Annotated in this window: 16 protein-coding genes and 1 pseudogene; 12 read left to right on the plus strand and 5 right to left on the minus strand. The window is 66.5% G+C overall.

Annotated features, from left to right (window positions below; all coding sequences use genetic code 11):
• The 4 genes and pseudogenes from HMPREF1137_RS00690 to HMPREF1137_RS00705 form a co-directional block, all read left to right on the plus strand.
• Positions 1–744, plus strand: a pseudogene (locus HMPREF1137_RS00690) (hypothetical protein); the annotation flags it as partial.
• Between the two features lie 221 nt (positions 745–965).
• Entirely contained in the window at positions 966–4,787 is a 3,822-nt protein-coding gene (locus HMPREF1137_RS00695) for a S8 family serine peptidase (RefSeq protein ID WP_007587687.1), read from the plus strand.
• Positions 4,788–4,984: 197 nt separating this feature from the next.
• On the plus strand, positions 4,985–8,809 hold the full coding sequence (locus HMPREF1137_RS00700) for a S8 family serine peptidase (protein ID WP_007587673.1): 3,825 nt from the start codon (positions 4,985–4,987) through the stop codon (positions 8,807–8,809).
• 194 nt (positions 8,810–9,003) lie between these two features.
• Entirely contained in the window at positions 9,004–9,468 is a 465-nt protein-coding gene (locus HMPREF1137_RS00705) for a hypothetical protein (RefSeq protein WP_007587690.1), read from the plus strand.
• Between the two features lie 250 nt (positions 9,469–9,718).
• Here the strand turns inward: HMPREF1137_RS00705 and HMPREF1137_RS00710 are convergent, their stop codons facing one another.
• Positions 9,719–12,643, minus strand: a complete 2,925-nt coding sequence (locus tag HMPREF1137_RS00710) for a flippase-like domain-containing protein (protein ID WP_007587680.1) — start codon at positions 12,641–12,643, stop codon at positions 9,719–9,721.
• A gap of 74 nt (positions 12,644–12,717) precedes the next feature.
• Between HMPREF1137_RS00710 and HMPREF1137_RS00715 the strand changes: the two genes are divergently transcribed.
• The 3 genes from HMPREF1137_RS00715 (at position 12,718) to pheA (ending at position 16,822) form a co-directional block, all read left to right on the plus strand.
• The gene (locus HMPREF1137_RS00715) at positions 12,718–13,383 is read left to right on the plus strand and encodes a DedA family protein (protein ID WP_007587683.1); all 666 of its coding nucleotides are present in this window, start codon (positions 12,718–12,720) and stop codon (positions 13,381–13,383) included.
• 3 nt (positions 13,384–13,386) lie between these two features.
• A complete protein-coding gene (locus HMPREF1137_RS00720; protein ID WP_007587674.1) occupies positions 13,387–15,642 on the plus strand; it encodes a DUF6541 family protein in 2,256 nt (751 codons plus the stop codon).
• Positions 15,643–15,814: 172 nt separating this feature from the next.
• Entirely contained in the window at positions 15,815–16,822 is a 1,008-nt protein-coding gene (pheA, locus tag HMPREF1137_RS00725) for a prephenate dehydratase (RefSeq protein WP_007587688.1), read from the plus strand.
• An 886-nt stretch (positions 16,823–17,708) separates the two neighbouring features.
• Here pheA and HMPREF1137_RS00730 read toward each other — a convergent pair.
• Positions 17,709–19,028: a diacylglycerol/lipid kinase family protein gene (locus HMPREF1137_RS00730; protein ID WP_034496103.1), complete on the minus strand. Its 1,320-nt coding sequence runs from the start codon at positions 19,026–19,028 to the stop codon at positions 17,709–17,711.
• Positions 19,029–19,283: 255 nt separating this feature from the next.
• Here HMPREF1137_RS00730 and serS point away from each other — a divergent pair, with 255 nt between their 5' ends.
• The gene (gene serS / locus HMPREF1137_RS00735; protein WP_007587694.1) at positions 19,284–20,561 is read left to right on the plus strand and encodes a serine--tRNA ligase; all 1,278 of its coding nucleotides are present in this window, start codon (positions 19,284–19,286) and stop codon (positions 20,559–20,561) included.
• On the plus strand, positions 20,558–21,475 hold the full coding sequence (locus HMPREF1137_RS00740) for an HAD hydrolase family protein (RefSeq protein WP_007587691.1): 918 nt from the start codon (positions 20,558–20,560) through the stop codon (positions 21,473–21,475). Before serS ends, HMPREF1137_RS00740 begins: the two co-directional genes overlap by 4 nt.
• On the opposite strand, the gene HMPREF1137_RS00745 is transcribed toward HMPREF1137_RS00740, so the two are convergent.
• On the minus strand, positions 21,444–22,613 hold the full coding sequence (locus HMPREF1137_RS00745) for an alpha/beta fold hydrolase (protein WP_034496105.1): 1,170 nt from the start codon (positions 22,611–22,613) through the stop codon (positions 21,444–21,446). The two genes, HMPREF1137_RS00740 and HMPREF1137_RS00745, sit on opposite strands and share 32 nt — an antisense overlap.
• A 127-nt stretch (positions 22,614–22,740) precedes the next feature.
• Between HMPREF1137_RS00745 and HMPREF1137_RS00750 the strand changes: the two genes are divergently transcribed.
• Positions 22,741–23,340 carry a TetR/AcrR family transcriptional regulator gene (locus HMPREF1137_RS00750; protein ID WP_007587685.1) on the plus strand — a complete coding sequence of 200 codons (600 nt, stop codon included), beginning with the start codon at positions 22,741–22,743 and terminating at the stop codon, positions 23,338–23,340.
• A gap of 1 nt (position 23,341) precedes the next feature.
• On the opposite strand, the gene HMPREF1137_RS00755 is transcribed toward HMPREF1137_RS00750, so the two are convergent.
• Positions 23,342–23,605, minus strand: coding sequence for a type II toxin-antitoxin system RelE family toxin (locus HMPREF1137_RS00755; RefSeq protein ID WP_007587682.1), 264 nt, complete (start codon positions 23,603–23,605; stop codon positions 23,342–23,344).
• On the minus strand, positions 23,589–23,831 hold the full coding sequence (relB, locus tag HMPREF1137_RS00760; RefSeq protein ID WP_007587669.1) for a type II toxin-antitoxin system RelB family antitoxin: 243 nt from the start codon (positions 23,829–23,831) through the stop codon (positions 23,589–23,591). The genes HMPREF1137_RS00755 and relB overlap by 17 nt, the downstream gene beginning before the upstream one ends.
• A gap of 239 nt (positions 23,832–24,070) precedes the next feature.
• Here relB and HMPREF1137_RS00765 point away from each other — a divergent pair, with 239 nt between their 5' ends.
• Together HMPREF1137_RS00765 and HMPREF1137_RS00770 are read left to right on the plus strand one after the other, a co-directional pair.
• Entirely contained in the window at positions 24,071–25,675 is a 1,605-nt protein-coding gene (locus HMPREF1137_RS00765; protein WP_007587677.1) for a xylulokinase, read from the plus strand.
• 77 nt (positions 25,676–25,752) lie between these two features.
• Positions 25,753–26,634, plus strand: coding sequence for a DUF5926 family protein (locus HMPREF1137_RS00770; protein WP_007587681.1), 882 nt, complete (start codon positions 25,753–25,755; stop codon positions 26,632–26,634).
• Positions 26,635–26,705 lie beyond the last annotated feature (71 nt).

The raw sequence follows: 26,705 nt of genomic DNA on the forward strand, positions 1-26,705 counted from the left end.
AACCCGCAGCCTGCTCCGGATCCCCAGCCCCAGCCTGATCCGCAGCCTGCGCCGGACCCGCAGCCCGCTCCCAACCCGCAGCCCGCTCCCAACCCGCAGCCTGCACCGGATCCCCAGCCCGCCCCCGCCCCGATGGGCGCCTGGGTGATGGACTCGGTCGGCTGGTGGTACCGCAACGCTGATGGCAGCTACCCGACGAACACCTCCATGATGATCGACGGACACACCTACCGCTTCGATGGACGTGGCTACATGCGCACCGGCTGGGTTATGGACGGCGGCGCCTGGTACTACCACGATGTCTCCGGCGCTCAGCTCACCGGATGGCAGATGGTCCGCGGCGCCTGGTACTACCTGGGTGATAACGGCCTGATGCGCACCGGCTGGGTCATGGTCGACGGCGTCTGGTACTACCTGCACGGTTCCGGTGCGATGGCCACCGGCTGGCTCAACTTGGGTGGCACGTGGTACTACCTGCACGGCTCGGGCGCGATGCTCACCGGCTGGCAGATGATCGGTGGCTTCTGGTACTACCTCGGCTCGGACGGTGCCATGCGTACCGGCTGGGTTATGGTCGATGGTGTCTGGTACTACCTGCATGGCTCTGGCGCGATGGCCACCGGCTGGCTCAACCTGGGTGGCGCCTGGTATTACCTGTCTCCCTCGGGGGCCATGGTGACCGGCACGCAGATGATCAACGGCCGTATGTACACCTTCGACGCCTCGGGTATGTGGATGCCGTGATCTGATATCCGCCTACCGCCAGGCAATACGCCGGGTCCGGGAACGCAGTAGCGCGCTCCCGGGCCCGGTCGTGTTAGACGCTTCAGCTGCGCTTCACATATCGGTAAGCAAGATGGTGATTGTCAGGTAGGGCACATGAGGTATGTTGTGAGGAGACGGCTGGTACGCCGACGTACCGGGTGCCACTGGCACTCCGTCCCCCAACATATCGGAGAAGGCTTATGTCAACGAAGAAACCGGCTGCCCTCCTCGCCTTCGTCGGCGCGTGCGCGCTCGCGGTGACTGGGCCGGCCACCCTGGCCTCGCCCCTGCCCCCGGGACCCACCGGAACGCACGATGGCGCAGCAACCTCCCTGCCCGTGGGCGACATCGACACGGCGCTGACCTCGAAGAGCGGACAGTCCGCGCCCTCCTCGACCGGCGCAGAGGCGGACCCGGCGCGCGTCGTCGGCGTCATCGTCCAGCTCGAGGATGGCGCGTCCCGCGAGGGTGCGATCAGTGAGATCAACGAGGCCGTGTCCGCCCTCTACCCGGGAACGCAGGCCCAGGTGGAGCACGAGTACGGCAACGTCATGTCGGGCTTCGCCCTCAAGGCACCCGTCGGTGCGCTCGATGCAATCCGCCGTGCCCCGGGCGTACGCGCCGCGTTCCTTGAGCGCGAGGGTCGCGTCAGTGATGTGGCCACGCCCGATGCCGAGGGTGGTATCGAGTCCTCGCAGACCGGCGGGCAGGACCCCGTCAACCTGAGCGCCCATCTCATGATGCACATCGACCAGGTCGCCCAGAAGGGCGAAGGAAAGGTCATCGCCGTCATCGACACGGGCGTCGACATGACGCATCCGGCATTCACTGGCGAGCTCGCGGGAACGCCCCCGCTCACCCCGCAGAAGGTCGCCGCGATGACCTCGCAGCTGGGTGAGGGCAAGACCGGCGTCTACGTCTCGCAGAAGTTCCCCTTCGCCTACGACTACGCGGACGGCGACAACGACGCGTCGCCGGCGAAGACCCCGTACGGTTCCCACGGGACGCATGTCGCCGGCATCGCCGCAGGTAACGCCGACAAGATCGTCGGCACCGCTCCGAACACCCAGGTGATCGTCGCGAAGGTGACGCGCAGCGAGGACGACGCGCTGCTGGACTCGGCGCTGCTTGCCTCCCTCGACGACATGCTCGTCCTGCATCCCGACGTCATTAACCTGTCGCTCGGCTGGACGGCCGGCATGGATGGCGAGGCCGACACGGTGTACGCGACCGTGTACAAGAAGCTGCAGGAAGCGGGCATCACCGTCAACGCGGCCTCGGGCAATGCCTTCTCCACCGGGTACGGCAACAACTCCGGCAAGGGCCTGCCCTACGCCTCGGACCCCGACTCCTCGGTTATGGACGAGCCGGCGACCTACTCCTCGGTGGTTGCCGTCGCCTCGGTCGAAAACGCCCTGATGCGCAACGCCTTCACCGTCAATGGGAAAGACATCGGATATCAGCGCGCTCGCGGCCTCAACGGCGAGAAGGTCGCCTTCTTCTCCGACCTGCCCGCCGGCACCTACGAGTACGTGGACGCCGGGTTCGCCTCCGAGGAGGACGCCGCCGCGCTCAAGGCGAAGTACCCGGACGGCCTCGCCGGCAAGATCGCGCTCGTCTCCCGCGGCAACATGACCTACCAGAAGAAGGTCGAGAACCTCTACGACCTCAAGCCCGCCGGAATCGTCGTCTACAACAACGTGTCGGTCGGATCGCTCATCGCCATGAATCTGACGACGCAGGACATGCCCGCGGCGTTCATCTCTCAGGCCGATGGCCAGGCCATGCTGGACGCCCCCGAGCACACGCTCTCGATCGCCGAGGGTCAGGTCCTGCCGCAGTCCACCGTGTACGAGGCGTCGGAATTCTCCGCGTGGGGCGTGTCCCCGGACCTGCGCCTCAAGCCCGAGATCGCGGCGCCCGGTGGCGAGGTTTTCTCGTCGATACCGGACGGTGCGTACGAGCAGTCCTCGGGTACGTCGATGGCCACGCCTCAGATGGCGGGCGTCAGCACGATCGTCTTGCAGCGCGTCCAGTCCGACCCGCTCTTCGCCTCGATGAGTGCGCGTCAGAAGGCTGACGTCGTCCAGAACCTCATCATGGGCACTGCCCGTCCGCTGACGGATGCGGCTCAGACGACGGGCGCGTTGTACTCGCCGCGTAAGCAGGGCGCGGGCCTCGTCGACGCCCTGGCTGCGACGACTTCGTCCGTGTACCCGACCGTGGTCGGCGCCCCCGAGCAGTCCCGACCCAAGGCGGACCTGGGGGACGGCACGAAGGGGTGGCACTTCGACGTCACGCTGCATAACCTCTCGGGTGTTCCGGCCACCTACGAGCTGAGCTCGCAGGCCCTCTCCGAGATCGTGGACGGCGGATTCTTCACGCAGCACTCCTCTGATTGGCGAGGCCGTGGCGTGGAGATCGCGTACTCGGGCGCCGCATCCGCGTCCGCCGAGGGTGCGACGGTGACGGTCCCCGCGAGCGGCGAGGCCACCGTCGGTATCGACATCACGCCCGGCAGCGAGTTCGCCTCCTACGTCGCGGACAATGCGCCCAACGGTACGTTCCTCGACGGTTTCGTGCGCTTCGCGTCGAAGACCGCGTCCCAGCCCGACCTCGCCGTGCCCTACCTGGGCTTCTACGGCGACTGGGGCAAGGTCCCCATCTTCGACGCCCTCGCCTCGGACGGCGGCGCACACACCCGGGCCTCGGCCATCGTCAACGGCAAGACCGGCGACTCCCTCGGCTACAACCCCCTCGTTAAGGCGGCCGAGCGCACCGGCAAGCCCAACCCGCAGCGCTACGTGATCTCCAGGTCCACGGCCTCGGGCGCCCCGACGATCCTCGAACCCCGCACGGGCACGCTGCGCAGCGTCCACTCGCTGACCAGCACCTACACGAACGAGGCCGGGGAGACGGTCTTCTCGGTGACCAACCATCGGAACTGGAAGTCCCTCTACCAGACGAGCACCGAGGAGAACACCTGGGTCGAGGCCTACCACGAGTCCACGGTCTTCGACGCGAACGCGGAGAAGTTCTCGCACATGCCCGACGGCACGTACACGCTGCGGATCGCCGCGTCCAACGACGGCCCGTCGCGCGCCGAGCAGTCGATCTCCTACAAGTTCCGCCTCGACACGACGGCACCGGTCATCTCAGGAGTGACGTACGGCGGAGACGGGCCCGACATGGCCGTGTCCTTCAATGTCGCCGATGACTCGCCCCTGGCGGCGATCGACTTGCACGACCCGGCTGACGGCCTGTGGTTCTACCGCCACGTCTTCACCGAGAGCGAGGGTAGCGTTGGCCCCGACGGTCGGTACATGTACCACGTTGAGATCCCATTGATGGAGATCTCTGGGGCGTGGAGTGACCAGGGTGGCGTCGGCGGAGTCATCGACAATCCCTACCTGCTCGCGTGGGACTACGGGCTCAACCCCTCCGAGCCGGTGAGCCTCGACCTGCCCATCTCCGACGACAACGAGACGGCCTCGTGCAAGGATCCGACGGGCGGTCACTGGATCAAGGAAGTGCGGTACTGGCGGTACCAGTGCGCTAACGAGAGGGCGTACCTGGGAGGAGGCTGGTTCACGATCGGTGGCAGGGACTACCAGTTCAGCCCCTCCGGTTACATGATGACCGGCTTCGTCAAGCACCCCAGCGGTGACTGGATGTACGTGGATTCCGATGGCGTTCCCGTCGGCGGGTGGGTCCTCGACGGCGTGTACGGTGGCCCCTACTGGTACTACCTGGATCCGGCCACCAAGATCATGAAGACCGGGTGGCTCGCCGACGGCGGCTCGTGGTACTACCTCACAGGTTCCGGCGCGATGGCCATCGGCTGGGTGCACGATGGCGGCTCCTGGTACTACCTGTCCGACTCGGGCAAGATGGCGACAGGCTGGGTCAAGGTCGGTGGCACCTGGTACTACCTGGGCCCCGATGGTGCGATGTTCACGGGCACGCACGTGATTAACGGGCGTACCTACGTCTTTGACGGGAGCGGCGCGTGGGTCGGTTGACCTGAGTGCTTGCCCAGCGACGACGAGGCCCGGGGAGGGCGTCTCACCCGGCCCGGGCCTTGTTCGTCGTCGCACTGCCCTGCTGTCCGACGTGCTGCGCAATGATGCGTCGCAGCGCTGTCCTCACATAACGACCAATAGGTACGCGTTCGCTTCGTGCCTCTCGAGGTCCCCATTCACATTTTGGAGTTACGCACATGACAACGAAGAAACCAGCGGCGTTCCTCGCGCTGGCTGGCACCGCCGCTCTGGTGGTTGCCGGCCCCGCGACCCTCGCATCCCCGCCAACCCCGGCAGACACCCGACCCGACGCAGGCGCCACGGCCTCGTCCCTGCCCGTCGGCGACGTCGATACCGCGCTCACCTCGAAGAGCGGACAGACCACGCAGGACGCTCAGCCGCCGACGACCGACGAGGTCGACCCCGCCGCGGTCGTCACTATCGTCGTCCAGCTCGACGAGGGTGCAGACCGCGCGGCCTCCCTCGCCTCGATCAACGAGGCCGTGGCCGGTGCGTTCCCCGGCTCTTCCGCCCAGGTGGAGCGCCAGTACGACAAGGCCCTGCAGGGCTTCGCGCTGAGCGCCCCCGCCGGATCCCTCGACGCGATCCGCGCGGTGAGCGGCGTCAACGCCGCCTTCCTCGATCGCGAGACCCATGTCGATGGTGTCGATGACCAGGTCGCCGGAGAGGGCGCGACGAACTCCTCGCGCATCTCCACCCAGAACCCCGACAACCTCAGCGCCCAGCTGATGATGCACGCCGACCAGATCACCCAAAAGGGTAATGGCAAGGTCGTCGCCATCATCGACACGGGCGTGGACATGACCCACCCAGCGTTCGCGGGTGCCCTGCACGGGACCCCCGGGCTTTCCGAGGACAAGGTGGAGGGCCTGACCCCACATCTTGGCGACGGCAAGACCGGCAGCTACGTGTCGGAAAAGTTCCCCTTCGCCTACGACTACGCGGATAACGACCCGGACGCCTCGCCGACCGGCAAAGCCGGATCGCACGGCACGCACGTCGCCGGCATCACCGCGGGCAACGCGGGTGAAATCGTGGGCATCGCCCCGGACGCGCAGATCATCGTCGCCAAGGTCGCCAGCAGTATCAGCGGCGGCATCCCGGACTCGGCGCTGCTCGCCGCCCTCGACGACATGGTCGTCCTGCGCCCCGACGTCGTGAACCTGTCCCTCGGACAGACCGGCGGCATGGATAACGAGGCCGACTCCATGTACGCGACCGTGTTCAAGAGCCTCCAGGACGCTGGCGTCACCGTGAACGCGGCCGCCGGCAACGAGTACACGGCCGGATACGGCAACCTCTCCGGCAAGAACCTGCCCTTCGCCTCCGACCCCGACTCCTCCGTCCTGGGCGAACCGGCGTCCTACTCCTCCGTCGTGTCCGTGGCCTCGGTCGACAACTCGCTGTCGCACAGCGCCTTCACCGTCGGCGACCGCGACATCGCCTACCAGCGCGCCGGCGGCGCCGACGGCCAGAAGATGCCCGACCTGTCCGACCTGACCGGCGGTCCCTTCGAGTACGTCGACGGCGGCATCGGTTCGCCCGAGGATGGCGCCGCGCTCAAGGCCAAGTACCCCGAGGGCCTCGCGGGCAAGATCGTGCTGGTCAAGCGCGGTACTCTCACCTTCCAGGACAAGTTCAACAACATTGCCGGCTCCAAGCCCGCCGGCTTCATCGTCTACAACAACGTGCCCGGTGACTCGCTCGTGGTCATGAGCCTGGCGACGGACGGCGTGCCCGCCGCGTTCATCTCGCAGGCTGACGGTGAGGCCATGCTGGCCGCCGCCGACCACCACCTGAGCGTCGCCCCCGGCAAGGTCGTGGCCCCGAGCAAGAAGTACTCCATGTCGAGCTTCTCCTCGTTGGGCGTCACCCCGGACCTGCGCCTCAAGCCCGAGGTCAGCGCCCCCGGAGGCAACATCTACTCGGCTGTGCCCGGCGGCACCTACGAGTTCATGTCCGGCACCTCGATGGCGACCCCGCAGATGGCGGGCGTGAGCGCCGTCGTCCTGCAGCGCGTTGAGAACGATCCGCTGTTTGCCTCGATGAGCGCGCGTCAGAAGATCGATGTCGTCCAGAACCTCATCATGGGAACGGCGACCCCCGTCGTCGACCCGCTCCAGGACACTGGCGCCCCGTACTCACCGCGCAAGCAGGGATCGGGCCTGACGAATGTCCTGGCGGCCACGACCTCGTCCGTGTATCCGACCGTGGTCGGCGCCCCCGAGCAGTCCCGGCCCAAGGCGGACCTGGGGGATGGTACGAAGGGCTGGCACTTCGACGTCACGCTGCACAACCTGTCCGGCGCGGAGGCCACCTACGCGCTGAGCTCGCAGGCCCTCTCCGAGATTGTTGAGGGTGGGTTCTTCACCGGCAAGTCCGCCGATTGGCGAGGCAAGGGCGTGGACATCGCCTACTCCGGCGCGGCCGTGAGTGGCACCGGTGAGGGCGCGACCGTTACCGTTCCCGCGAACGGCGAGGTCACGGTGGGCGTGGATGTCAAGCCTGGCTCCGACTTCGACTCCTCCGTCGCGCAGAACACGCCCAACGGCACCTTCCTCGATGGATTCGTGCGTTTCGCCTCGAAGACCGCGTCCCAGCCCGACCTGACCGTGCCCTACTTGGGCTTCTACGGTGACTGGGGCAAGGCCCCCATTTTCGACGCCCTCGCCTCCGAGGACGGGGCTCACACGCTCGCCTCCTGGGTCTACAACGGATCCACGCGCCAGCAGCTGGGATACAACCCCCTGGTCAAGGATGCTGATCGTATCGGTCTGCCCAGCTCGAGCAAGAACGTCCTCTCTCGCTCGGTTGCCTCGGGCGCTCCCACGATTCTCGAACCCCGCACGGGCACGCTGCGCAGCGTGCACACGATCAACGCCGCGTACACGAACGCTGCGGGAGAGACGATCGCGTCCTTCACGCGCTACCAGAACTGGAAGTCCGCGCTGGATTCGTCCGGAAGGATGACGTGGGTCGAGCGGGGACGTGAGCCGCTGGTCCTGGATCTGCGCGACGCCGAGTACAGGAACCTGCCCGATGGTGTGTACAAGCTGACGCTGTCCGCGCACAACGACGGCCCTTCGCAGGCCGAGCAGTCGATCTCCTACGAGTTCCGCATCGACACGGCCGCGCCCGTTGTCTCCAACCTGGAGTACAAGGGCGAGGGTGCCGACACGGTCGTGTCCTTTGACGTCACCGACGCGTCCCCGCTGGCCGCGTTCGACCTGCATGACCCGGCCGACGGCCTGTGGTTCTACCGCCACGTGTTCGCGGACAACGAAGGAACGGTCGGGGCTGACGGAACCTACACGTACCACGTCGAGGTTCCCATGTCGGCCATCTCGCAGGGGTGGGCCGATCAGGGTGGCTCCGGCGAGGTCATCGCCCACCCCTACGTCCTCGCGTGGGATTACGGACTGAACCACTCCAAGGCAGCGACCCTTGACCTGCCGTCGGATAACCCTGGCGTGTGCGTCACGGCTGACGGCGGCCACTGGGCGAAGGACTTGCGTGGCTGGTGGTACCAGTGCGCCAACGGGAAGGAGTACCTCAAGAACGGCTGGTTCACGATCGGTGGCAAGGACTACCTGTTCGGCTCCGACGGCTACATGATGACCGGCTGGCTCCGGCGCGATGACGGTGCGTGGGTGTACGCAAATTCCGAGGGCGCCCTGGTTGGCGGCTGGGTGTTCGACGAGAGCTTCGACGGTGCTTACTGGTACTACCTGGATCCGGCCACGAAGGTCATGAAGACCGGGTGGGTCGCCGACGGTGGTTCCTGGTACTATCTCACCGCATCCGGCGCGATGGCGACCGGATGGGTGCGCGATGGCGGCTCCTGGTACTACCTGAAGGATTCGGGCGCGATGCACACCGGATGGCTGAACCTCGACGGTGCCTGGTACTACCTGGGACCCGATGGAGCAATGTTCACCGGCACGCACGTGATCAACGGACGCACCTACGTGTTCGACGCGAACGGGGTCTGGGTGCGCTGACGTGCATCGCACCTGAATCACTGATTCGCTCATTCACGAGGCCGGGGCCCGGGAACGCTCACTGCGAGCGCTCCCGGGCCCCTTCTCATGCCTGCACGATTGCCGCATTTTGGGCGGCCGCTGCGGTATGTTGGAAGCAGCGACACATCGCGATGTCGCCTCGTATCTGCGTCGAACGTATGGGAGTGCAGTCCATGAAGAAGCCAGCCGTTTTTCTGGCCGGGGTGGGCACGTGCGCGCTCGCGGTCGCGGGCTGCTCGCCCGCCTCCACGTCGACGCCCGATCCGCAGTCCAACCCGGGCAGCGATTCGGCCCAGTCCGCGCCGGGCGCCACGGCCTCGCCGACGATCGACCCCGACACCGCACTGACGTCCAAGAACGGGCAGAGCGGCCCCAGCGCGCAGTCCGGCCAGGACGCAGACACCTCGGTCGTCGTCATCGTCCAGCTCGCGGAAAGCGCCGACGGCGAGACGACCCTCGCCTCGATCAACGAGGCCGTGGCCGCGTCCTTCCCGGGCGCCTCCGTCTCCGTGGAGCGGGAGTATCGCAATGCCCTGCGCGGCTATGCGCTGCGCGTGCCCGCTGGATCGATCGACGTGATTCGCTCGGTGAGCGGCGTCCAAGCGGCGTACCCGGACGGCAACAATAACCTCCAGTAAGCGAATGGCACAGTAAAAGTCGCATGCAATTCCTCCGGGCCCGTTCGTTGGTGCATCTCAAAATTCGCAGAATTTCAACGATTTGATTTCAAAAATCAAAAGACATGTGGGGGAATTGCATGCGAAATTGCTGTCGGTAGCAAGTATTCATCTAGTTACTTCTAATTTGATGAAAATTAGAAGTAACTAGAAACGAACCGGCTGTTGTCGGTCACGCGAGAGCGCGGATGCGGATGCGCTCAGAGGGAACCTAGATCAGGTCCTTCTTCTCCATGTACTTCATGGCCAGCCAGCCGAACGGGATGCGGCCGTAGAAGGTGACGAGACGGTAGAGCAGCGCCGTCGCGATGGCGACAGACGAGGAGATGCCCGCGACCGTCAGGCCTGAGGTCAGCGCCGTTTCGACGGTACCGATACCACCCGGTGAGGGGATGAACGAGCCGGCCGCATTCGCCGTCAAGTAGGTGAGCGACACCGTGGAGAAGTTCAGCGAACCACCCATGGCGAGCAGCGCCGTCCAGAACGAGCCCACGTAGCCGATGTTCATCAGCAGGTTGCCGCCCAGGACCGCAGCGAGGCGGCGGGGCTGACCGATGATCCACAGGAGGCGCGGGTAGACCTGCTGCCAGGTCGGCTGAATCTTCGACCAGATCCAGCGCCGCACCTTTGGCACCGCGACGATGACGCCGACCGCGACCATCACGAGCGCGACGACACCGAGGATCGTGCCGTAGGGGACCGACACAGACAGCGACGATCCTGCAATGACCATAACGAGGAGCAGGAGGACAATCGTGACGAGAGCCTGAGAGATCTGCATGAGCGTCACCGTCGTCACCGCCATTGCGGTGGGAACGCGGCGCTTGCGCAGGTAGCGCAGGTTGAGGGCCGCGGGTCCCACGCCGGCGGGCGCCACGATCGTAATGATCGAGGCCGCGACCTGGGCGATGAACGTCTCCTTGAAGGGCAGCTTCTCAGGCGACAGGGCAACAAGCGGGACCGCGGAACCGACCCAGATGAGGCAGGCGAGCACCGCGGAAGCAAGCATCCACCATGGATTCGCGCTCTTGACCGTGGTCACGATGTCGCTGAAGTTGAGCGAGCCGACGACGATGAAGACGGCGATGAACGCGATCGCGACCGTGAGGATCGTGCGCGGGCGGAATCGCTGCAGGTCGGCGGTGGGTGCGGTCTCGGCCTCGGAGTCTCCCACGAGGGCGGCGCGCAGGTCGCCCAGTAGGTCGGAACGGCGCAGGCGCTGATTGATCTGTGCGGGAAGCACGGGCTTCTGGATGACGGGCGCGCACGCGACGAGCGTCGCCTCGCCGACGTTGCGGCGGCCCGCCTCGAGCGCGCGCTCCGGCCCCACCGCGAGGGCGGTCAGGACCAGCATCTGCGCGATGTCGATCGACTGATTCAGCTCGGTGGTCGCAACCTCGCCGGAATCCCAATCGAGCAGCCACACGTCCGACGACTCATCGACGACGACCGCCTCGGGGGTGAGAGCGCGGTGAGAGATTCCACGTGAGTGAGCGAATCGCAGCTGCTCCCACGCGCGGTCCAGGACCTCGTCCGTTGCGTCCTCACCGAGTTCCGTCAGCGGCGTTGTCGGGGGCAGCGCCGACATGACCATGATGATCGAGTCCGCAGAGGCGGCGATGCCGATCGGCTCCTGCGTGAACACGCCCGCACGCAACGCCTGCAGCGTCGTGAAGGAGGAACGTTCCGCCTGTGCCTTGAGCGAGGGGGAGACCCATCGGCTGATGCCGCGCAGGCGCAGGTTGTTCCACATCTCGAGGAGAGTTCCGGTCAGTTCCTGGCCGGGGTCCATGGCGATGATCTCGTAGGCTAGGCCCGTGTCGCTCCACGCCTGGTAGTGGCGGTGGTGGTCCTGGTTGGGGCGCTTCGTGACCGTGACGCCCATGTCGCCCAGGTCGGCGGGCATCTGCGTGAGGTGACCGCGCGAGTTCTCCGTGATGACCCACGTAGCCAGAGGTTCCTTGGTCGTGTCGAGGTCGGTGCGCACGATCCGTGAGGGCGTGATGCCGATGCTGAGAAGGCCCTCAACGAGCTTGGTGCCCTTTGCCCTCTGGTCGTCGTAGCCCATGACCCACCGCGAGCCGGAGCCGAATGCGCGACCCAGGAACACGGAGATGAAGGCGACGGGCAGGGTCATCGATGAGCGTAGAACGCCCAGAACGAGAATGATCCACAGGCCCGTCCACCCCCACTTGATGGCCTTCATCGACTGGGCCTCGCCGGCGGAGGTGAACAGGGCGCACAGGGTGACGATCACCAGGTTGATGGCGATCACACTGCCGGTCTGCGAGCCCTGCGTAGCTATCGCGCGGTCCACGCTCAGTGGTGCGGTGAGGTAAGCGGGCAGTAGCCCGGTCAAGAAGGCAATGATCCATCCGCCGATCGCCGCAACGACGCTGGTGACGAGGGCCTGAATGATCGCCTGGAGGCGCTTGCGCAAGGCAAGGGAGATGATCACGAGGATCGGCGTGATCAGGATGATGAGGCCCTCGACCAGGCTGACGGGCAGGATCAGGATCTTGCGGATGAGCTGGAATTGTAGGACGTCCATGGTGACGCCGTGTGTCGTGGCACTGGCCACCGTGCCGATCGTCCAGATGATGAGGATCGCGATGAGTGAGAGGACGACGTCGACAAGGTCTTCGCGGCGGCGACGCACGTTCGTGATGCGGTCCGCGATGTAGACGGGGCGGGGCAGGCGCATGCGGCGCACGGGCAGGTTCGCGGCGATTTCACCGGTCAGGGGCGAGGTGAGGGAATCGACGGATTCGCTGTCCGCGCCCGTGGCATTGTGATCGGTCTGGTCGGTCTCGTCCGCCGAAGCGTCGGAGGTGGCCTCCTCAGCGTCGATGGCCTGTTCGGAATCGTTTTCCTCGTGCGTGGACGAGGCCAGGGCGGGCTCGACTGCGTCGGCCGCGTCATCGGAATCGGCCGAGTCGTCGGATTCGGCCGGGGGAGCGGGCGGGAGGGGAGCCTCCGGGGGCGGCGGCGGCTCGACCTGCGCCCCGGCCTCGTCGATCATTCCCATCAGGGCGTCGACCCCGCTCTCCGAGGAATCGTCAGATGAAGATGGAACGAAGAGGAGGTTTGTGTCAGCGACCGGCGAGCCGTCGTGTGAATCCTTGCGCTTCCTCATGCCGCCTATCCTATATTCGCGGTCAACAAAGGTAGGGTTAGGGTGATACATTCCCGGCAGAAAAGGGCCCTATCGTGACCTGGTCGACACTCGTGACCGCATCGGATCCGTCGGTGCTGCACACCGTTATCGAGTGGTTTAAAAATCCCGAGACTCTGCTCGTCGCCATGGGGCCGTGGGTGCTGTGGGGAACGATGCTTATCGTCCTCATCGAGTCGGGTGTCCTGTTCCCCGTGCTGCCGGGCGAGTCCCTGCTGTTTACCGCTGGCCTGCTCCACGACCGCCTCGGCCTGCACCTGCCGACACTCATCCTCCTCGTCGTCGTTGCAGCTTTCATCGGTGCGCAGATCGGATACTTCCTGGGCGCCAAGTGGGGTCGCCGCTTCTTCAAGCCCGACGCCCGCATCCTCAAGACCGAGCACCTGGAGAAGGCGGAGCACTACTTCACGAACTACGGCGGCCGCTCACTGGTCATCGGCCGTTTCATCCCCTTCGTGCGTACCTTTATCCCGATCGCCGCGGGCATGGCACGCTACCCCTACCCGAAGTTCCTGGCTTTCAACACGCTGGGTGCCATCGTGTGGGGTGCGGGCTTCATCCTCGTGGGTGCGCTCCTGGGCAACGTCCCCTTCGTGCACGACAACCTGACGCTCATCCTCGGCGTGATCATCCTCGCGTCGGTCCTGCCCGTCATCATCGAAATCGTCGGCAAGCGCCGCGCCGCTTCCGAAAAGGAGTAATCCGTGCTGGCCTGGTGGATGCTGGTTCCGACCCTGCTGGCCATGATGGTCGCCCTGGTTCTGCCGGGGTTCATGTGGCTGCGGGCCGGAGGGCGCTCGTCGCTCGTTGCTGTTGCGGCCGCACCTGCATTCACGTTCGGCCTCGTCACCATCATGTCGGTGGCCTACCCGCTCCTCGACATCGAGTGGGAGTCCTCCACCGCCCTGCCGATCCTCGGCCTGAGCGCGCTCGGAGGAGCTGCCGCGTGGAGCCTGAGCTTCTTCCATCGCACGAACAGCGGTTTCTCGCTGCGGGGAGTCCCCCTGCGTGAGGCCATCGGCGTGCGCGTCCCGATTGGCGGCGCGCAGGCGGCGATCCGCGCGACCACGTGGGGGGCGATTGCCCTCGGCTTCCTCGTGGCCGCCTGGCCGCTCATCGCGGGTGCGAACCCTGCAAACCCCGTCCAGCAGTGGGATCCGACGTTTCACCAGAACGGCGTGCACGCCATCCTGTACGGAAAGAATGCGAGCCCTTTCGGCGGCCTCCATGAGCTCTACGGTGGCAGGAGCGTCTACTACCCCACGGGCTGGCACGCCTTTGTCGCGCTCTTCGCGCGCTACGACTCCGTCGTTCAGGCCTCCAACGTGTCTTCTCTGGCGCTCATGGCCGTGTGGGTCATCGGTCTGGCGGCTCTCGTCTCTGTCCTCACGGCGTCGCGCAGCGCCATCATGGCGGCGCCCATCATCGGCGGGATGCTGCTCAACATGCCGGCCGATGCGCTGACCATGTACAACCAGTGGCCCAATTCGACCGGCACCGCCCTGGTTCCCGGGCTTGCCGCCGCAGCGGTCGTCGTCGGCCGTAGGCTCGCCGCCGATCTGCGAGCCGGTGACGGACTGCGAGCCTTCGTGCGACGCATCCCTCAGGGTATCTTCCTGATCATCGGCGCCCTCGGCCTCGTCGGCGCGCACCCGAGCGCCGCCTTCTCCCTGCTCGCCCTCCTGATCGCGCCGCTCCTGGCGTCCATCGCCTCCTTTGCGCGCCGCGCCCTCGATCGTGAGGGCCGAGGCCAGCTCGCCGTCCTCGCGTGGGGTGGCCTCGCGCTCGCCGTCGTCGCCCTGCCCCTCCTCGCGCTGGCCTCCCCCAAGATCCAGGCCATGGGCAAGTACCCCCGCAATGGCAGCGGCTGGAGCGAGGCTTTCGCCCACGCCTTCCTGCCCTACCCGCCTTTCACGAGCACGTCGGGCATCACCCAGTGGACGCTCGTCCAGCTGATCCTCCTCATCGCGGGTGTCGCCGCGACTGCCCGCCTGCACACTCTCCTGAGCCGCCCCGACCCCCTCGAACGTGCCGCCGAACAGGCCGGACTGACCGAGGGTACGGATACGAACGAGGAAGACGCGGCCTCGTCCGACGAGGATAAGGCGCTGCCCCTGCCGTTCTGGCCGCTCATCTCCTACCTGATCCTTGCGGGCCTGACGGGCCTCGCCTACTCGCCCGACTCGGCGCTGCGTACGTACCTGCTGGCCCCCTGGTACAAGGACGCCCGACGCATCATGGGCGTCGAAGACATCGCGCTCGCGGTCCTCATGGCGGTTGGCGTCGCCGTGATTATCCACGCCCTGCATGCCGCCTGGACCAGGTCCCTGCAGCGGATCCTCGCCGAACGTGGCGTCGACGACGAGGTCGAAGCGCCGCGTTGGCCGATCCAGGCGGGTGTCGGCGTCCTCATTCTCGTCCTGTCCAGCTTCGGGGCAATTGATGCCCGTCATGCTGCGGTCGCCTACGTGTACGACCCCGCACACCTGGGCAAGCCCGGCATGGCCACCACCGGCGAGTTGGCCATGCTGCGCCGCATGCAGTACACGACCGCGCCCGACGCGCTCATCCTCGGCGACCCGATCGCGGGTGCCGCATACTCCGAGATGCTCGGCGGGCGCAAAGCCGTGTTCCCGCAGCTGAGCACGGTCAACGCGGACGGCGCCTCGCAGAAGGTTCTCACCCAGCGCTTCCACGACATCGCGACCGACCCGGAGGTGTGCGAGGTCGTGCAACGTCTCGGCATTACGCACTTCTACGAGGAGGAAGACGGCGCCTACTACAACTTCATGCGCTCTGCCCGTAACCCCGGCCTCTACGGGGTTGACACGTCCGTCGGCTTCGAGCTGGTCGACGCTGGTGGCACCGCGAAGCTGTGGAAGATCACCGCGTGCGGCGACGTCACCCCGGGTGGAGGACGCGAGGCTTTTGCAACGGGTGTGAGCGCGAACCGCGACTGAGATACGCCGCGGTGGCACAGGGGATTCGCCCGGCGAGGTCCCTGCCCCCGTCAGAGCCCGCGCTCCCTCCGTGCTTTGTGCCCCTCCTGGAACTCGCGCGATTGGCCACAATGCGCCCCGTGCGCTGAAACGAGGCCGCCCCTCGCCTGCCCCTCTCGTTACCCTTGACACCATGACGACGAACATTCCCGGCCCCGCGCCCCTTGGTGACAAGCTTCGTATCGCCTTCCTCGGTCCCTTCGGCACGTTTACCGAGCAGGCCGTTCACCAGGTCGCGCCCGCCGGAGCGGTCCTCATGCCGATGACGAGCGCCCCGCAGGCGCTCGCGGCCGTACGCCGTGGCGAGGCCGACCGTGCCGTCGTCCCGATCGAAAACTCCATTGAGGGCGGCGTCAACGCGACGCTTGATTCTCTCTCGCACGGCGATCCCCTCGTCATCGTCGCCGAGATGCACGTCCACGTGGTCTTTCAGCTGGCCGTCCTGCCGGGCACGCGCCCCGAGGATATTCGCCGTATCGGCACCCACCCGCACGCGTGGGCGCAGTGCCGCGGCTGGGTTGAGGAGACCTTCCCCGGCGCGATCCACGTGCCCGCCACGTCGACTGCCGCAGCCGCTGAGCTTCTCTCGGACGGCGACGCATCCTTCGATGCTGCCCTGTGCAACGCGGTGTCCGTCAACACCTACGGCCTGGAGGCTCTGTTCACCGACGTCGCGGATAACCCGGGTGCGATCACGCGCTTCGTTCTGGTGGCCCGCCCCGGTGCCGTCCCCCCGCCGACCGGCGCGGATAAGACGACCATCCAGGTGGCCCTGCCGGTCAACGAGTCGGGCGCGCTGCTGACCCTCCTCGAGCAGTTCTCGGCGCGCGGCGTCGACCTGTCGCGCATCGAGTCGCGCCCGAGCGGCGACGGCCTCGGCAACTACACGTTCAGCATTGACATCGTCGGCCACATCCGCGAGGAGCGCGTCCAGGCGGCCCTCGTCGGCCTGCACCGCTACTCGCCGGAGGTCCGCTTCATGGGGTCCTATCCGCGCGTCGACGGGGTGCGCGCGTCGGTCGCCCCGGGAACGACGGACGAGGCCTTCCGTGCGGGTCGCGCGTGGGTCGCGGACCTGCTGCACGGCGGGGACGGCACGGGCGAGGCTGCGGGCAACGCGCCGTCCTGGCCGCTGGTCTGACGCTCGCGTCTCCCCACGGACCACGGGTTCGCACTTGGTAGGTCTGCAGCGCTGAGGGATAAGCCGGGTCACGGCATCTGCCGCTCCAACTTACTGTCAATCGAGCTAGATCGGGCAGGTCTGCACCAGTTAGGGAGCATTACACCAGTTAGGGAGCATTGCACTAGCTCCGAGCTGGTGTAATACCCTTCTAAGTGGTGTAACACCACTTAGAAACAAGGCAGATCGTGGAGATGTGCAGTGGATTGGTGTTGGAGATATATGAGCCCTAGCCTCGAGGCTCCGCGCCGAGGCGTCACCAGATGCCTGGTCGAGGTGCAACGAGAAATCTAGCGTCCCATAGTCGGGATTCAACCCGTTAGGGAAGATTCAACGTGATCGGGAAGATTCCACCCGATCAGAAGGGGTTGAATCTTCCTGATCGGGTGTAACACCTCATCGGTAACAAGCGTCGTCGTGGCACTTGCCGCCGACAACGTCCCTGTCGGCGTTCAAAGGGCGCAGACCCTGCAGCACTGCACTAGATACAGCAGCGATGCACTAGTTGTGAGGGCATTGCACTGCTTCCTATCTAGTGGAATGCCACGCTAAGTAGTGCAACGCTGCGATAAGTAGTGCACTGCTACTTGGTAACAAGTTTGTGCGAGGCATGCGCCGCTCAATAGCCGCTCCAGCGAGCTTCTCAACGAGCTAGATTGGGCAGGTTTGCACCAGTTAGGGAGTATTACACCACCTCCGAGCAGGTGTAATACCCCGATAAGTGGTGTAACACCATTTTGCAACAAGTCGAGATGCGGGTAATCCTGCAGACCGCCGAGGAAACACCTTGGTTTGCTCCTCGTCAGTCCCAGAATTCTTCGCTATGTGTGCTTTGCAGGGAGACGGATCAGGCGGGTAGCAGCTCCATCCACGTGCGCTCGGCGGGTACGGCGATGTCGAGGGCGCCCGCCTGCATGCGAATGTGCATGGTGTGGGCGAGGCCGATCGCGTCGCCGTCCACCTGGCACATCTGGGCCTCTTCGGCCGTCACGGACGCTCCCTTCGCCTGGCGGAACGCGACCTTGCCGGTCGAGACGGGCAGGTTGATGGGACGCAGGCCGATGAGCTGGCCGAGCATCTTCCAGGTCACGTCCGCCCACCCGAGCAGGCCGGCGTGTGCGTCGACCGCGATGACGTCGATGAGTCCGTCGGAAAGCTCTGCGTCTGGCGCGAGGACCAGCATCTTGAGCTCGCCCGCGTTGGCGAACATGACGGAGCGTGCCTCGATGCGCGTGATCTCGTCCGCGTGTGAGTGCGGGGATTGTTCGGGCGCGGCGTCCTCCTCGTCGAGGGTCGTGCCGGCAAGCTGGTCGCCGACGCCGAGCGGGTCAGGCGCGGGGGCGGAGGGGGAGCGCAGGGTCAGGCGCGCCTTCATGCGCGGAACGCCCATCGCGCCTAGGCCCGCCCACACGTAGGCGATCCACCCGATCCGCTTTTTCAGCTCGGGATCTGTGTCGGCCATCGTCTCGCCGTCGTAGCCCATGCCTGCGATGACGAGGCATGCGTACTCGTCTGCGCGCGGCTCGATCGACGAGGCCGGGGCCTCCTCGTTCGGAAGAGTGACCTCGGGGTGCAGGGCGGCGCGTGCGGCGAGGCGTAGACCGCCCTCGGCGGGCTGGTCGGGCTCCTGCGTGGCATCTTCGACGCGTACCCACGCCAGGTCGACGGAGCGGTGGTTGCGGTCGAGTGCGACGGCGAGGGCCTGTCCGGGGTCGTCCGGGATGGACAGGTTGCCGGCCAGGACGTTGCCCGTGCCCACGGGGATGATGCCCATGCGTACGCCGGAGCCGGCCATGCCGGCTGCGACGGCGCGGACGGTGCCGTCTCCGCCCGCGGCGATGACGACGGAGGCTCCCTCCTCAAGGGCACGCACGGCCTGCCCGGTGCCCGGGTCCTCACGCGTGGTCTCGCGCCAGTGCACGTGATCGATGCCCAGTTCCTTGGCCTTGCGGTTAATGAGGTCCTTGAAGGCCTGGGGATCCTCGTGCTTCGAAGGGTTCATGATGATCCAGGGGCGTGGCCGTCCACGTGTCGGATCGTCTACGGAGGCGGGGACCGCGAGGGCCTGGCGGCGGCGGTGCCTGCGGGTGAGGGCGGTTGCGAGGCGCGCGACTCCAATCGCTCCGGCTCCTGCGACGGCGGCGAGTACCCACGGTGTAGCGTCCATGTGAATAAGGGTAGCCCGCGAGTGGTCTGTGGATGGGTTGTTAAGTGGCTTTTCGTTGTACTTCGTGTCATACGTGTCGGCCTGGCGTGTGCTTGCTGTCATCTTGTCCACACGGTTATGCACCAAAGGTGGATAACTTTCAGTGTTTTGAAGACCTCAGTGATGTAGTTTGTGTATAACCCTGACCTGCTGTGTTGAATTCGAACTGGCTCCGGTAGGGGACACGGCGCGCCCACCTGGCATAGGATGGGAGGCATGATTGATGTGCGTGCCCTGCGTGACAACCCCGAACCCGCCCGCGCCTCCCAGCGTGCCCGCGGAGCGAACCCCGGCCTCGTCGATGAGATCATCGCGGCCGACGCCGCCCGCCGCGAGGCCCTGCAGGCCTTCGAGACGCTGCGAGCCACCCAGAAGGAGGTCTCCAAGTCCGTGGGTCGCGCCTCCAAGGAGGAGCGTCCGGCGATCCTGGCTCAGGCCAAGGAGCTCGCCGAGCAGGTGAAGGCCGCCGAGGCCGCCGCGAACGCCGCCGACGCCGAGGCCGACCGTCTCGCGCGCCTCCTGCCCAACCTGGTCGTTGACGGCGTGCCCGTCGGCGGTGAGGACGACTTCGTGGTCCTGCGCCACGAGGGCCCCGCCCCCCGCGACTTCGCCGCCGAGGGCTTCGAGCCCCAGGACCACCTCGCCCTGGGTGAGGGCCTGGACGCGATCGACACCAAGCGCGGCGCGAAGGTCTCCGGCGCCCGCTTCTACTACCTCAAGGGCATCGGCGCCCGCCTCGAACTGGCCCTCATGACGATGGCTATGGACCAGGCGCTGGCCAACGGCTTCGTGCCGATGATGACCCCGACCCTCGTGACCCCGCAGGTCATGGGTGGCACCGGCTTCCTCAACGAGCACTCCGACGAGATCTACTACCTGCCCGCCGACGACCTGTACCTGACGGGCACGTCCGAGGTGGCCCTCGCCGGCTACCACGCCGACGAGATCCTCGACCTGAGCGCCGGCCCCAAGCGCTACATGGGCTGGTCCACCTGCTACCGCCGCGAGGCCGGCTCCGCGGGTAAGGACACGCGCGGCATCATCCGCGTCCACCAGTTCAACAAGGCTGAGATGTTCAGCTACTGCCGTCCCGAGGACGCCGCCGAGGAGCACCAGCGCTTCCTCGCGTGGGAAGAGGAGATGCTCGCCAAGGTTGAGCTGCCCTACCGCGTCATCGACACGGCCGCCGGCGACCTGGGCACCTCCGCCGCCCGCAAGTTCGACTGCGAGGCGTGGCTGCCCACCCAGGAGCGCTACATGGAGGTCACCTCGACCTCGAACTGCACGACGTTCCAGGCGCGCCGCCTCGGCATTCGCGAGCGCCGCGAGGATGGTATGGCTGCCGTCGCCACCCTGAACGGCACGCTGGCCACGACCCGCTGGATCGTTGCGTTCCTCGAGAATCACCAGCAGGCGGACGGCTCGATCTACGTGCCCGAGGCCCTGCGTCCCTACCTGGGTGGACTCGAGGTTCTGAGCCCGGTCGCTCGATGAGCCAAGAGCGCTTCCTGACGGTCCCCTCCACCGGGGAAGTCGCTCGCCCCTTCGAGGATCTTCTCGACGAGGCCTCGGCCGCCCTGCCCGCCGACTTTCCGACGTCGGCGGGCCAGGTCCTGGTCGCGCTCGACATCGACGGCACGATCCTCACCCCCGCGGGGGCGACCCCGCGCGTGCTCGAGGGGATCCACGGCCTCGCCGCCGCGGGCGCTCAGGTGCTCATCGCCTCGGGCCGCGCGCTCGAGGGCGTGATCCCCGTTCTCGATGCCCTGGAGTTCACGGACGGGTGGGCGCTGTGTAATAACGGCGCGACCCTCGTGCGCGTGAGCGGTGGGACCTGCGAGATCGTCGAGGAGCGCACCTTCGTGCCCGGCCCGATCCTGGAGGAGATCGCCGCGGCCGTGCCCGGCTCGGTATTTGCGTCGATGCCGCACCCCGACATCCTGCTGTCCGCTCCCTTCCCGAACAACGAGATCGAGGGGAGCGATCATCGCATCGTGTCGATGGAGGAGCTTGCCTCCACGCCCACGCCTAAGATCGTCGTGCGCGCCGCCGACATGGATCGCGAGGAGTTCGATCGGATCCTGTCGTCCCTGGATGTGTCGCGCACCCACGAGGTCTTCGTCGGCTGGACGTCCTGGGCGGATATCGAGCCCCTCGGCGTCACCAAGGCGACTGGCCTTGAGGCGCTGCGTCAGCGTCTCGGCCTGCCCGCGTGTGGGACTGTCGCCATTGGGGATGGTACGAACGACGTCGCGATGATCGAGTGGGCGGCCTTCGGTGTCGCCATGGGTGGCGCCTCCGAGGAGGTGCGCGCCCACGCCGACCACGTGACGGCCGCCGTCGAAAACGATGGCGCCGCCGCGGTCATGTACGGCATCATGCGCCGCTGCGGGGTTGGCGGCCGCTGAGCCACTCACCCATGATCGCGAAGGCGCGGTCAAGGTCTCCGATCTGGCAGTGCTGGGCCATGCCCGGGTCCATTGCCTCGTGGAAGGTGCGCACGTCCAGTGAAGCCGCGCCCGAAAGAATGCGGCGCACATCGGACAGGCGCTCAAAGGGGACGTACTGGTCCGTGTCGCCCGCCATCACCAGGCAGGGCTGGTGGATCATGCCCGCAAGGGGCTCCATCGTGTACGCCCCCAGCGCCCGTAGGACGTCGCTCGGCTTATCCAGTCCCGTCAGCTGGCGCGCCTGCTGCAGTTTCCACGCGAGGTCCGCGTTCGCGTGGGTTGCGACGGACATGGTTGCGTCGAAGAGCCATGCGGGACGGGCGCGCTCGACAATCGAGGCAGCGAGCGGGCGGATGGGCGCGGGCAGGGGTAGCGTCAGCCCGTCCAGCAGCCGGTACATCATGTCGAAGGCGATGACGTGGCTGATGCGCGGGCAGTGGGCGGCGGCCCGCATGACGAGGTAGCCGCCGAAGGAGACCCCGAGGGCGGCAGCGCCGTCGAGGTCGAAGTAGTCCAGGACGGCGGTCGTTGGGATTTCCCAACGCGGATCCAGAGGCATCCCCGCCAGGGCGGTGTGTCCCTGTCCGGGTCCGTCGAAGGTAATGATGTCGAAGGGGCGGCAGGGGAAGTACTCGGCGAACCCCATGATCTCCTCCGCGTATCCGTCGAAGCCGTTCATCATGACGAGGGTGGAAGGCGCGTCGGGGAAGCGGGCACGATCGTCAGGATCAGCCTGCCAGTGGATCGCCGTCATTGAGCCATCTTTGTAGGGGACTGTGTGTCGGCGCATCGCCAGGTGAGTGTGAGAGGCGTCGAAGTTACGCGATGCCGCGTCGATGAAGTGCCGCTTTCGCTGGTCGTGCTCGGGCAGGTAGAAGGCGGCCAGAAAGTAGAGTCGCCACGCGGCCGCCGCGTCCCCCTCGGCATCGAAGCGAGCCGCCATGCGCCCGGCGAACTGCGCGATCTGGGAAGCGGAACGGATGCGGGCAAGGGTGCTCGTCGTCAACCGATCCATCCCAGGCCGGTCCAGAATCGGTCCGAGGTAACGGTTCAGCTGCAGGTCAAATTGGCGGTTGCCTGTGTATTCGGTGAACATGCATTGACCGTATCGCCGGTCTACGTGCGGTGGGCCGCACAATAACAAACGGAGTGTTGGATACCGGACGAGGCGACCGCTATGCGTAGGATAAGCCCATTAATAGAGGAAAACTGATCGGAGAGACATGTTCCTGCGGAATGCGGATAAGCACGGGCGCGAGGCCGAGAAGAACCTGGACCTGCGCATCCGGAAGACGCGTCGGGCGATTCGCTCGGGCCTCGTCAAGGCGTGCCAGGCAAAGCCCTACGCGCACGTGAGCGTCACCGACATTTGCGCCGCGTCGATGGTCTCGCGCACGACCTTCTACGACCACTACACCGACAAGGACGCCCTCCTGGCTGAGGTCGTGTCCTTCCTCCTCGAAGAGATCACCCCTGCCCTCGAGGGTCTGTGGTTCGGCGAGGGACGCGACGCTCGCGCCGTCGCCCGCCACCTTGCTGACGTGTACGCGCGCAATGGGCAGGCCCTGAAAACCCTGCTGGCAATCCGTGTGGGAGGCGACGGCGACCTGCATGAGCAGCTTTACCGCACGTGCTGTTCGGTATTTACCGATTGGGCCCGTGGTCGCGTGGACGACGAGGTGCTTCCGCTGGCCGCTGACGTCTACGCGTCCGTCGTCCTGACCTTCATCGAGCGCAGCGCAACTAAGCCGCTCACCGACAAGGAACTCGCCGCGATTGACCGCGCGCGTGAGCTCTTCATCGAGGGCTTCGGCGCTCGGTAGGTCAGCGGTAGCTGCGTGACCGGTGATCGATGTTGATGGCGAGGATCAATAACTCATCATCTTCGATGGAAGCAATGATCCGGTAGTTGCCGACGCGGTATCGCCAAAAGCCTGCCAGGTTGCTGGTCAGTCCCTTCCCTCGTGAGCGGGGATCCTCGCTGCTCGCAGTCTCGCGGAGGTAGTCGATGATACGGCGTGCGGTTGGCTTATCGAGCTTGCTGAGCTGCTTGAGTGCACGCGGTGACAGCTCAGCCCTCCAGGCCAAGGGTCTTCACCGCCTCGTCAAGGCTCACTGATGTGGCTCGGCCGCTGCGAATGTCCTCGAGTTCGGCCTGCAGTGAGTAGGCGAGCTCAATCTCTTCAAGCGCTGACTCGATGGCGCGATTCATGTAGAACGACTTCGTTCGTCCCGTGCGCTCCGCGAGGGCGGTGAGGCGGGCGTCGATCTCAGGATCGAGCTTGACGGAGCGTGCAACTCGTGCCGTGGACATGTGTCCTCCTCAATAGTGACTACGCGTAGTCTACTCCCCCTAGTCGTCAGTTGGAGAGGCTTTTGGAGAGGACATAGCGTTGATGGGATGAAAGAACGGTGTCAATACGTTGTAAATCTGCATATGCCGGACAGTGTGTCCGATAAACGGTCGTACGTCCCTGTCGCTACCTGCGCGAAAGTGTTACCGTTAACGCAACCCCGGCCCCAGCCTCGTCAATGAAGACCCAAGGAGCACACATGAGCACCGACCCCCGCGCCGCCATCGCCGCCGCTGACACTGCGCTCGGCATCGAGTTTGGCTCGACCCGCATCAAGGCCGTCCTGATCGGCCCCGACCACGAGGTGCTCGCCACCGGCGGCCACGGGTGGGAGAACCATCTGGAGGGCGGCCTGTGGTCCTACACCCTTGACGAGGTCGTCGCCGGCCTGCAAAGCGCCTACGCCTCCCTGGTCGCTGACGTGCGCGAGCGCTACGACGTCACCCCCACGTCCTACGGCTCGATCGGCATCTCCGCGATGATGCACGGCTACCTCGCCTTTGACGCCGAGGGCAACCTGCTCGCGCCGTTCCGCACGTGGCGCAACACGAACACGGGTCGCGCGGCCGATGAGCTCACCCGTCTCTTCGGCTTCAACATTCCGCTGCGCTGGTCGATCGCGCACCTGCACCAGGCGGTCCTCGACTCCGAGGAGCATGCGCCGCGCGTCGCCCGCCTGACCACCCTGGCAGGCTGGGTCCACCACCAGCTGACGGGACGGCACGTCCTGGGCGTCGGCGACGCCTCGGGCATGTTCCCGATCGACTCGGAAGCCGGCACCTACGTGGAGTCCTACCGCGATCAGTACGAGGCCCTGGTCGAGGGCCGGGTCCCGTGGCGCCTGCGCGACGTGCTCCCGACCGTGCTGAGCGCGGGCCAGGACGCGGGGACGCTGACCCCCGAGGGCGCCGCGCTCATCGACCCGACCGGCACGCTTCAGGCCGGGATTGCGCTGTGCCCGCCGGAGGGCGACGCGGGCACGGGAATGATCGCCACGAACGCGATCGCCCAGCGCACCGGCAACATCTCGTGCGGCACCTCCGTCTTCCTCATGGCCGTCCTCGAGCGTTCACTCACCGAGCTGCACACCGAGATTGACATGGTGACCACGCCCGACGGCTCGCCCGTCGCGATGGTGCACTCGAACAACGGCGCGTCCGAGCTCGACGCGTGGGTGGGCTGGTTCGCCGACTTCGCGCGCCTCGTCGGTACCGACGTGAGCGTCCCCGCGATATACGACGCCCTCTACAACCATGCGCTCACGGGCGAGGCCGACGCCGGCGGCGTCATGGCCTACAACACGCTGTCTGCCGAGCCGCTCGTCGGCCAGGAGGCTGCCCAGCCGGTCTTCACCCACACCGCCGACGCGCGCGTGACCCTGGCGAACGCCGTGCGTGCCCAGCTCATGAGCGTCTTTGCGGCCGTGCGCATCGGCGTCGACATCCTGAGCGACGAGGGCGTGCGCCTCGACTCGCTCTTCGCCCACGGCGGCCTGTTCAAGACCCCGGGTGTCGCCCAGCAGATCCTCGCGGATGCGCTGAATATCCCCGTCTCCGTGGGCGACACCGCGGGCGAGGGCGGCGCATGGGGCATCGCCGTGCTCGCGCGCTACCGCTCGGTCCTCGCAGGGGACGAGGCCACGCCCGCCCTTCCGGACTACCTCTCCGAGCGGGTCTTCGCGGGCGCTGCGGTCTCGACCCTCGAGCCCACCCCCGAGGGCGTGGCCGGCTACGAGCGCTTCCTCGACGCATACCGCGCGGCCCTGCCCGGCGTGGAGGTCATCGCCCGAGGCGCCGCCCGCTGACGAGGCGCGGGGGTGAGTGGACCGGCTCGCCCAGCCCCCACCTCGTCGATTGGGCGAAACCCGCTACGATTACACCCATGGGTAAAGCTAGCCGCCGTAAGAAGGTCACCGATCCCGCCAAGCTCAAGGCGTATCGCCCGCCGATCCCCTTCGTCGCGCGCCCCTACGAGGGTCTGCCGAAGGAGATCGAGCTGGTCGCCATGCGCGAGCTCATCCCGGCGGCCACGCTGACCGCACGCACCAATGCCGACCATGGCGCCGTCGAATTCGACTTCGTCACTCTCCTGCCCGAGGGCCACCCCGCGATGGTGCGCCCCGACGGCCGCATCCTCGTTGCGCTGCAGACGCGCTCGAACTCCGCGGACCTCAGCCATGACGCGGGCGCCGCGCTGCTCGCGGCCATCGCCGCGAAGGAAGCGGGCGACGAGGGCGTCATCTCGATCGACGTGCGCGAGCCCTCCGAGCGTCTCCAGGACATCGTCGACGCCGACAGCTTCACGGACATGAAGCTCGAGGAGGACTTCTCCTTCTGGTTCGACCCGGCTGAGGAGATCGACGAGTCGACGCGTCGCGCCCTCGAACAGAACCGCGACGAGATCATCCCGACCGAGCCCGTGCCCGGCGTCCCCGGAGCGTACTGGTGCGAGATGAACCGTAACTTCGTGCGTTTCCTGACGGACAACGACGAAGCCAAGCTTTTCGATGCGCTCGCCCGCCTGGCCGTGCGCGGCGAGGCCAACGTCGGTGAGGGCTCGCGCTACGTGGGTTCCTTCCGCGCGTGCGGCCTGATCGTCCCGGTCTTCGAGCTGCCCGAGGGTGCCAGCGCGGCCGACGTCGCGCCCGGCACGCAGGCCCTTGCCAAGGCTCTCGAGGAGGCGTTGGCGGTCACCGAGCGCCTGGATGACAAGGAACGCCGCGCACGCCAGGGCCTCGTCTCCCGAGCTGTGACGATTCGCTAGGCACATTTTTACCTGTCGTTTAGATAGGTTTGTCGCTCATATTACGGGCGGCGGGACGCGAGCGCGCCCCG

Source organism: Actinomyces sp. ICM39 (genome assembly GCF_000282935.1).
Classification (GTDB): Bacteria; Actinomycetota; Actinomycetes; order Actinomycetales; family Actinomycetaceae; genus Pauljensenia; species Pauljensenia odontolytica_B.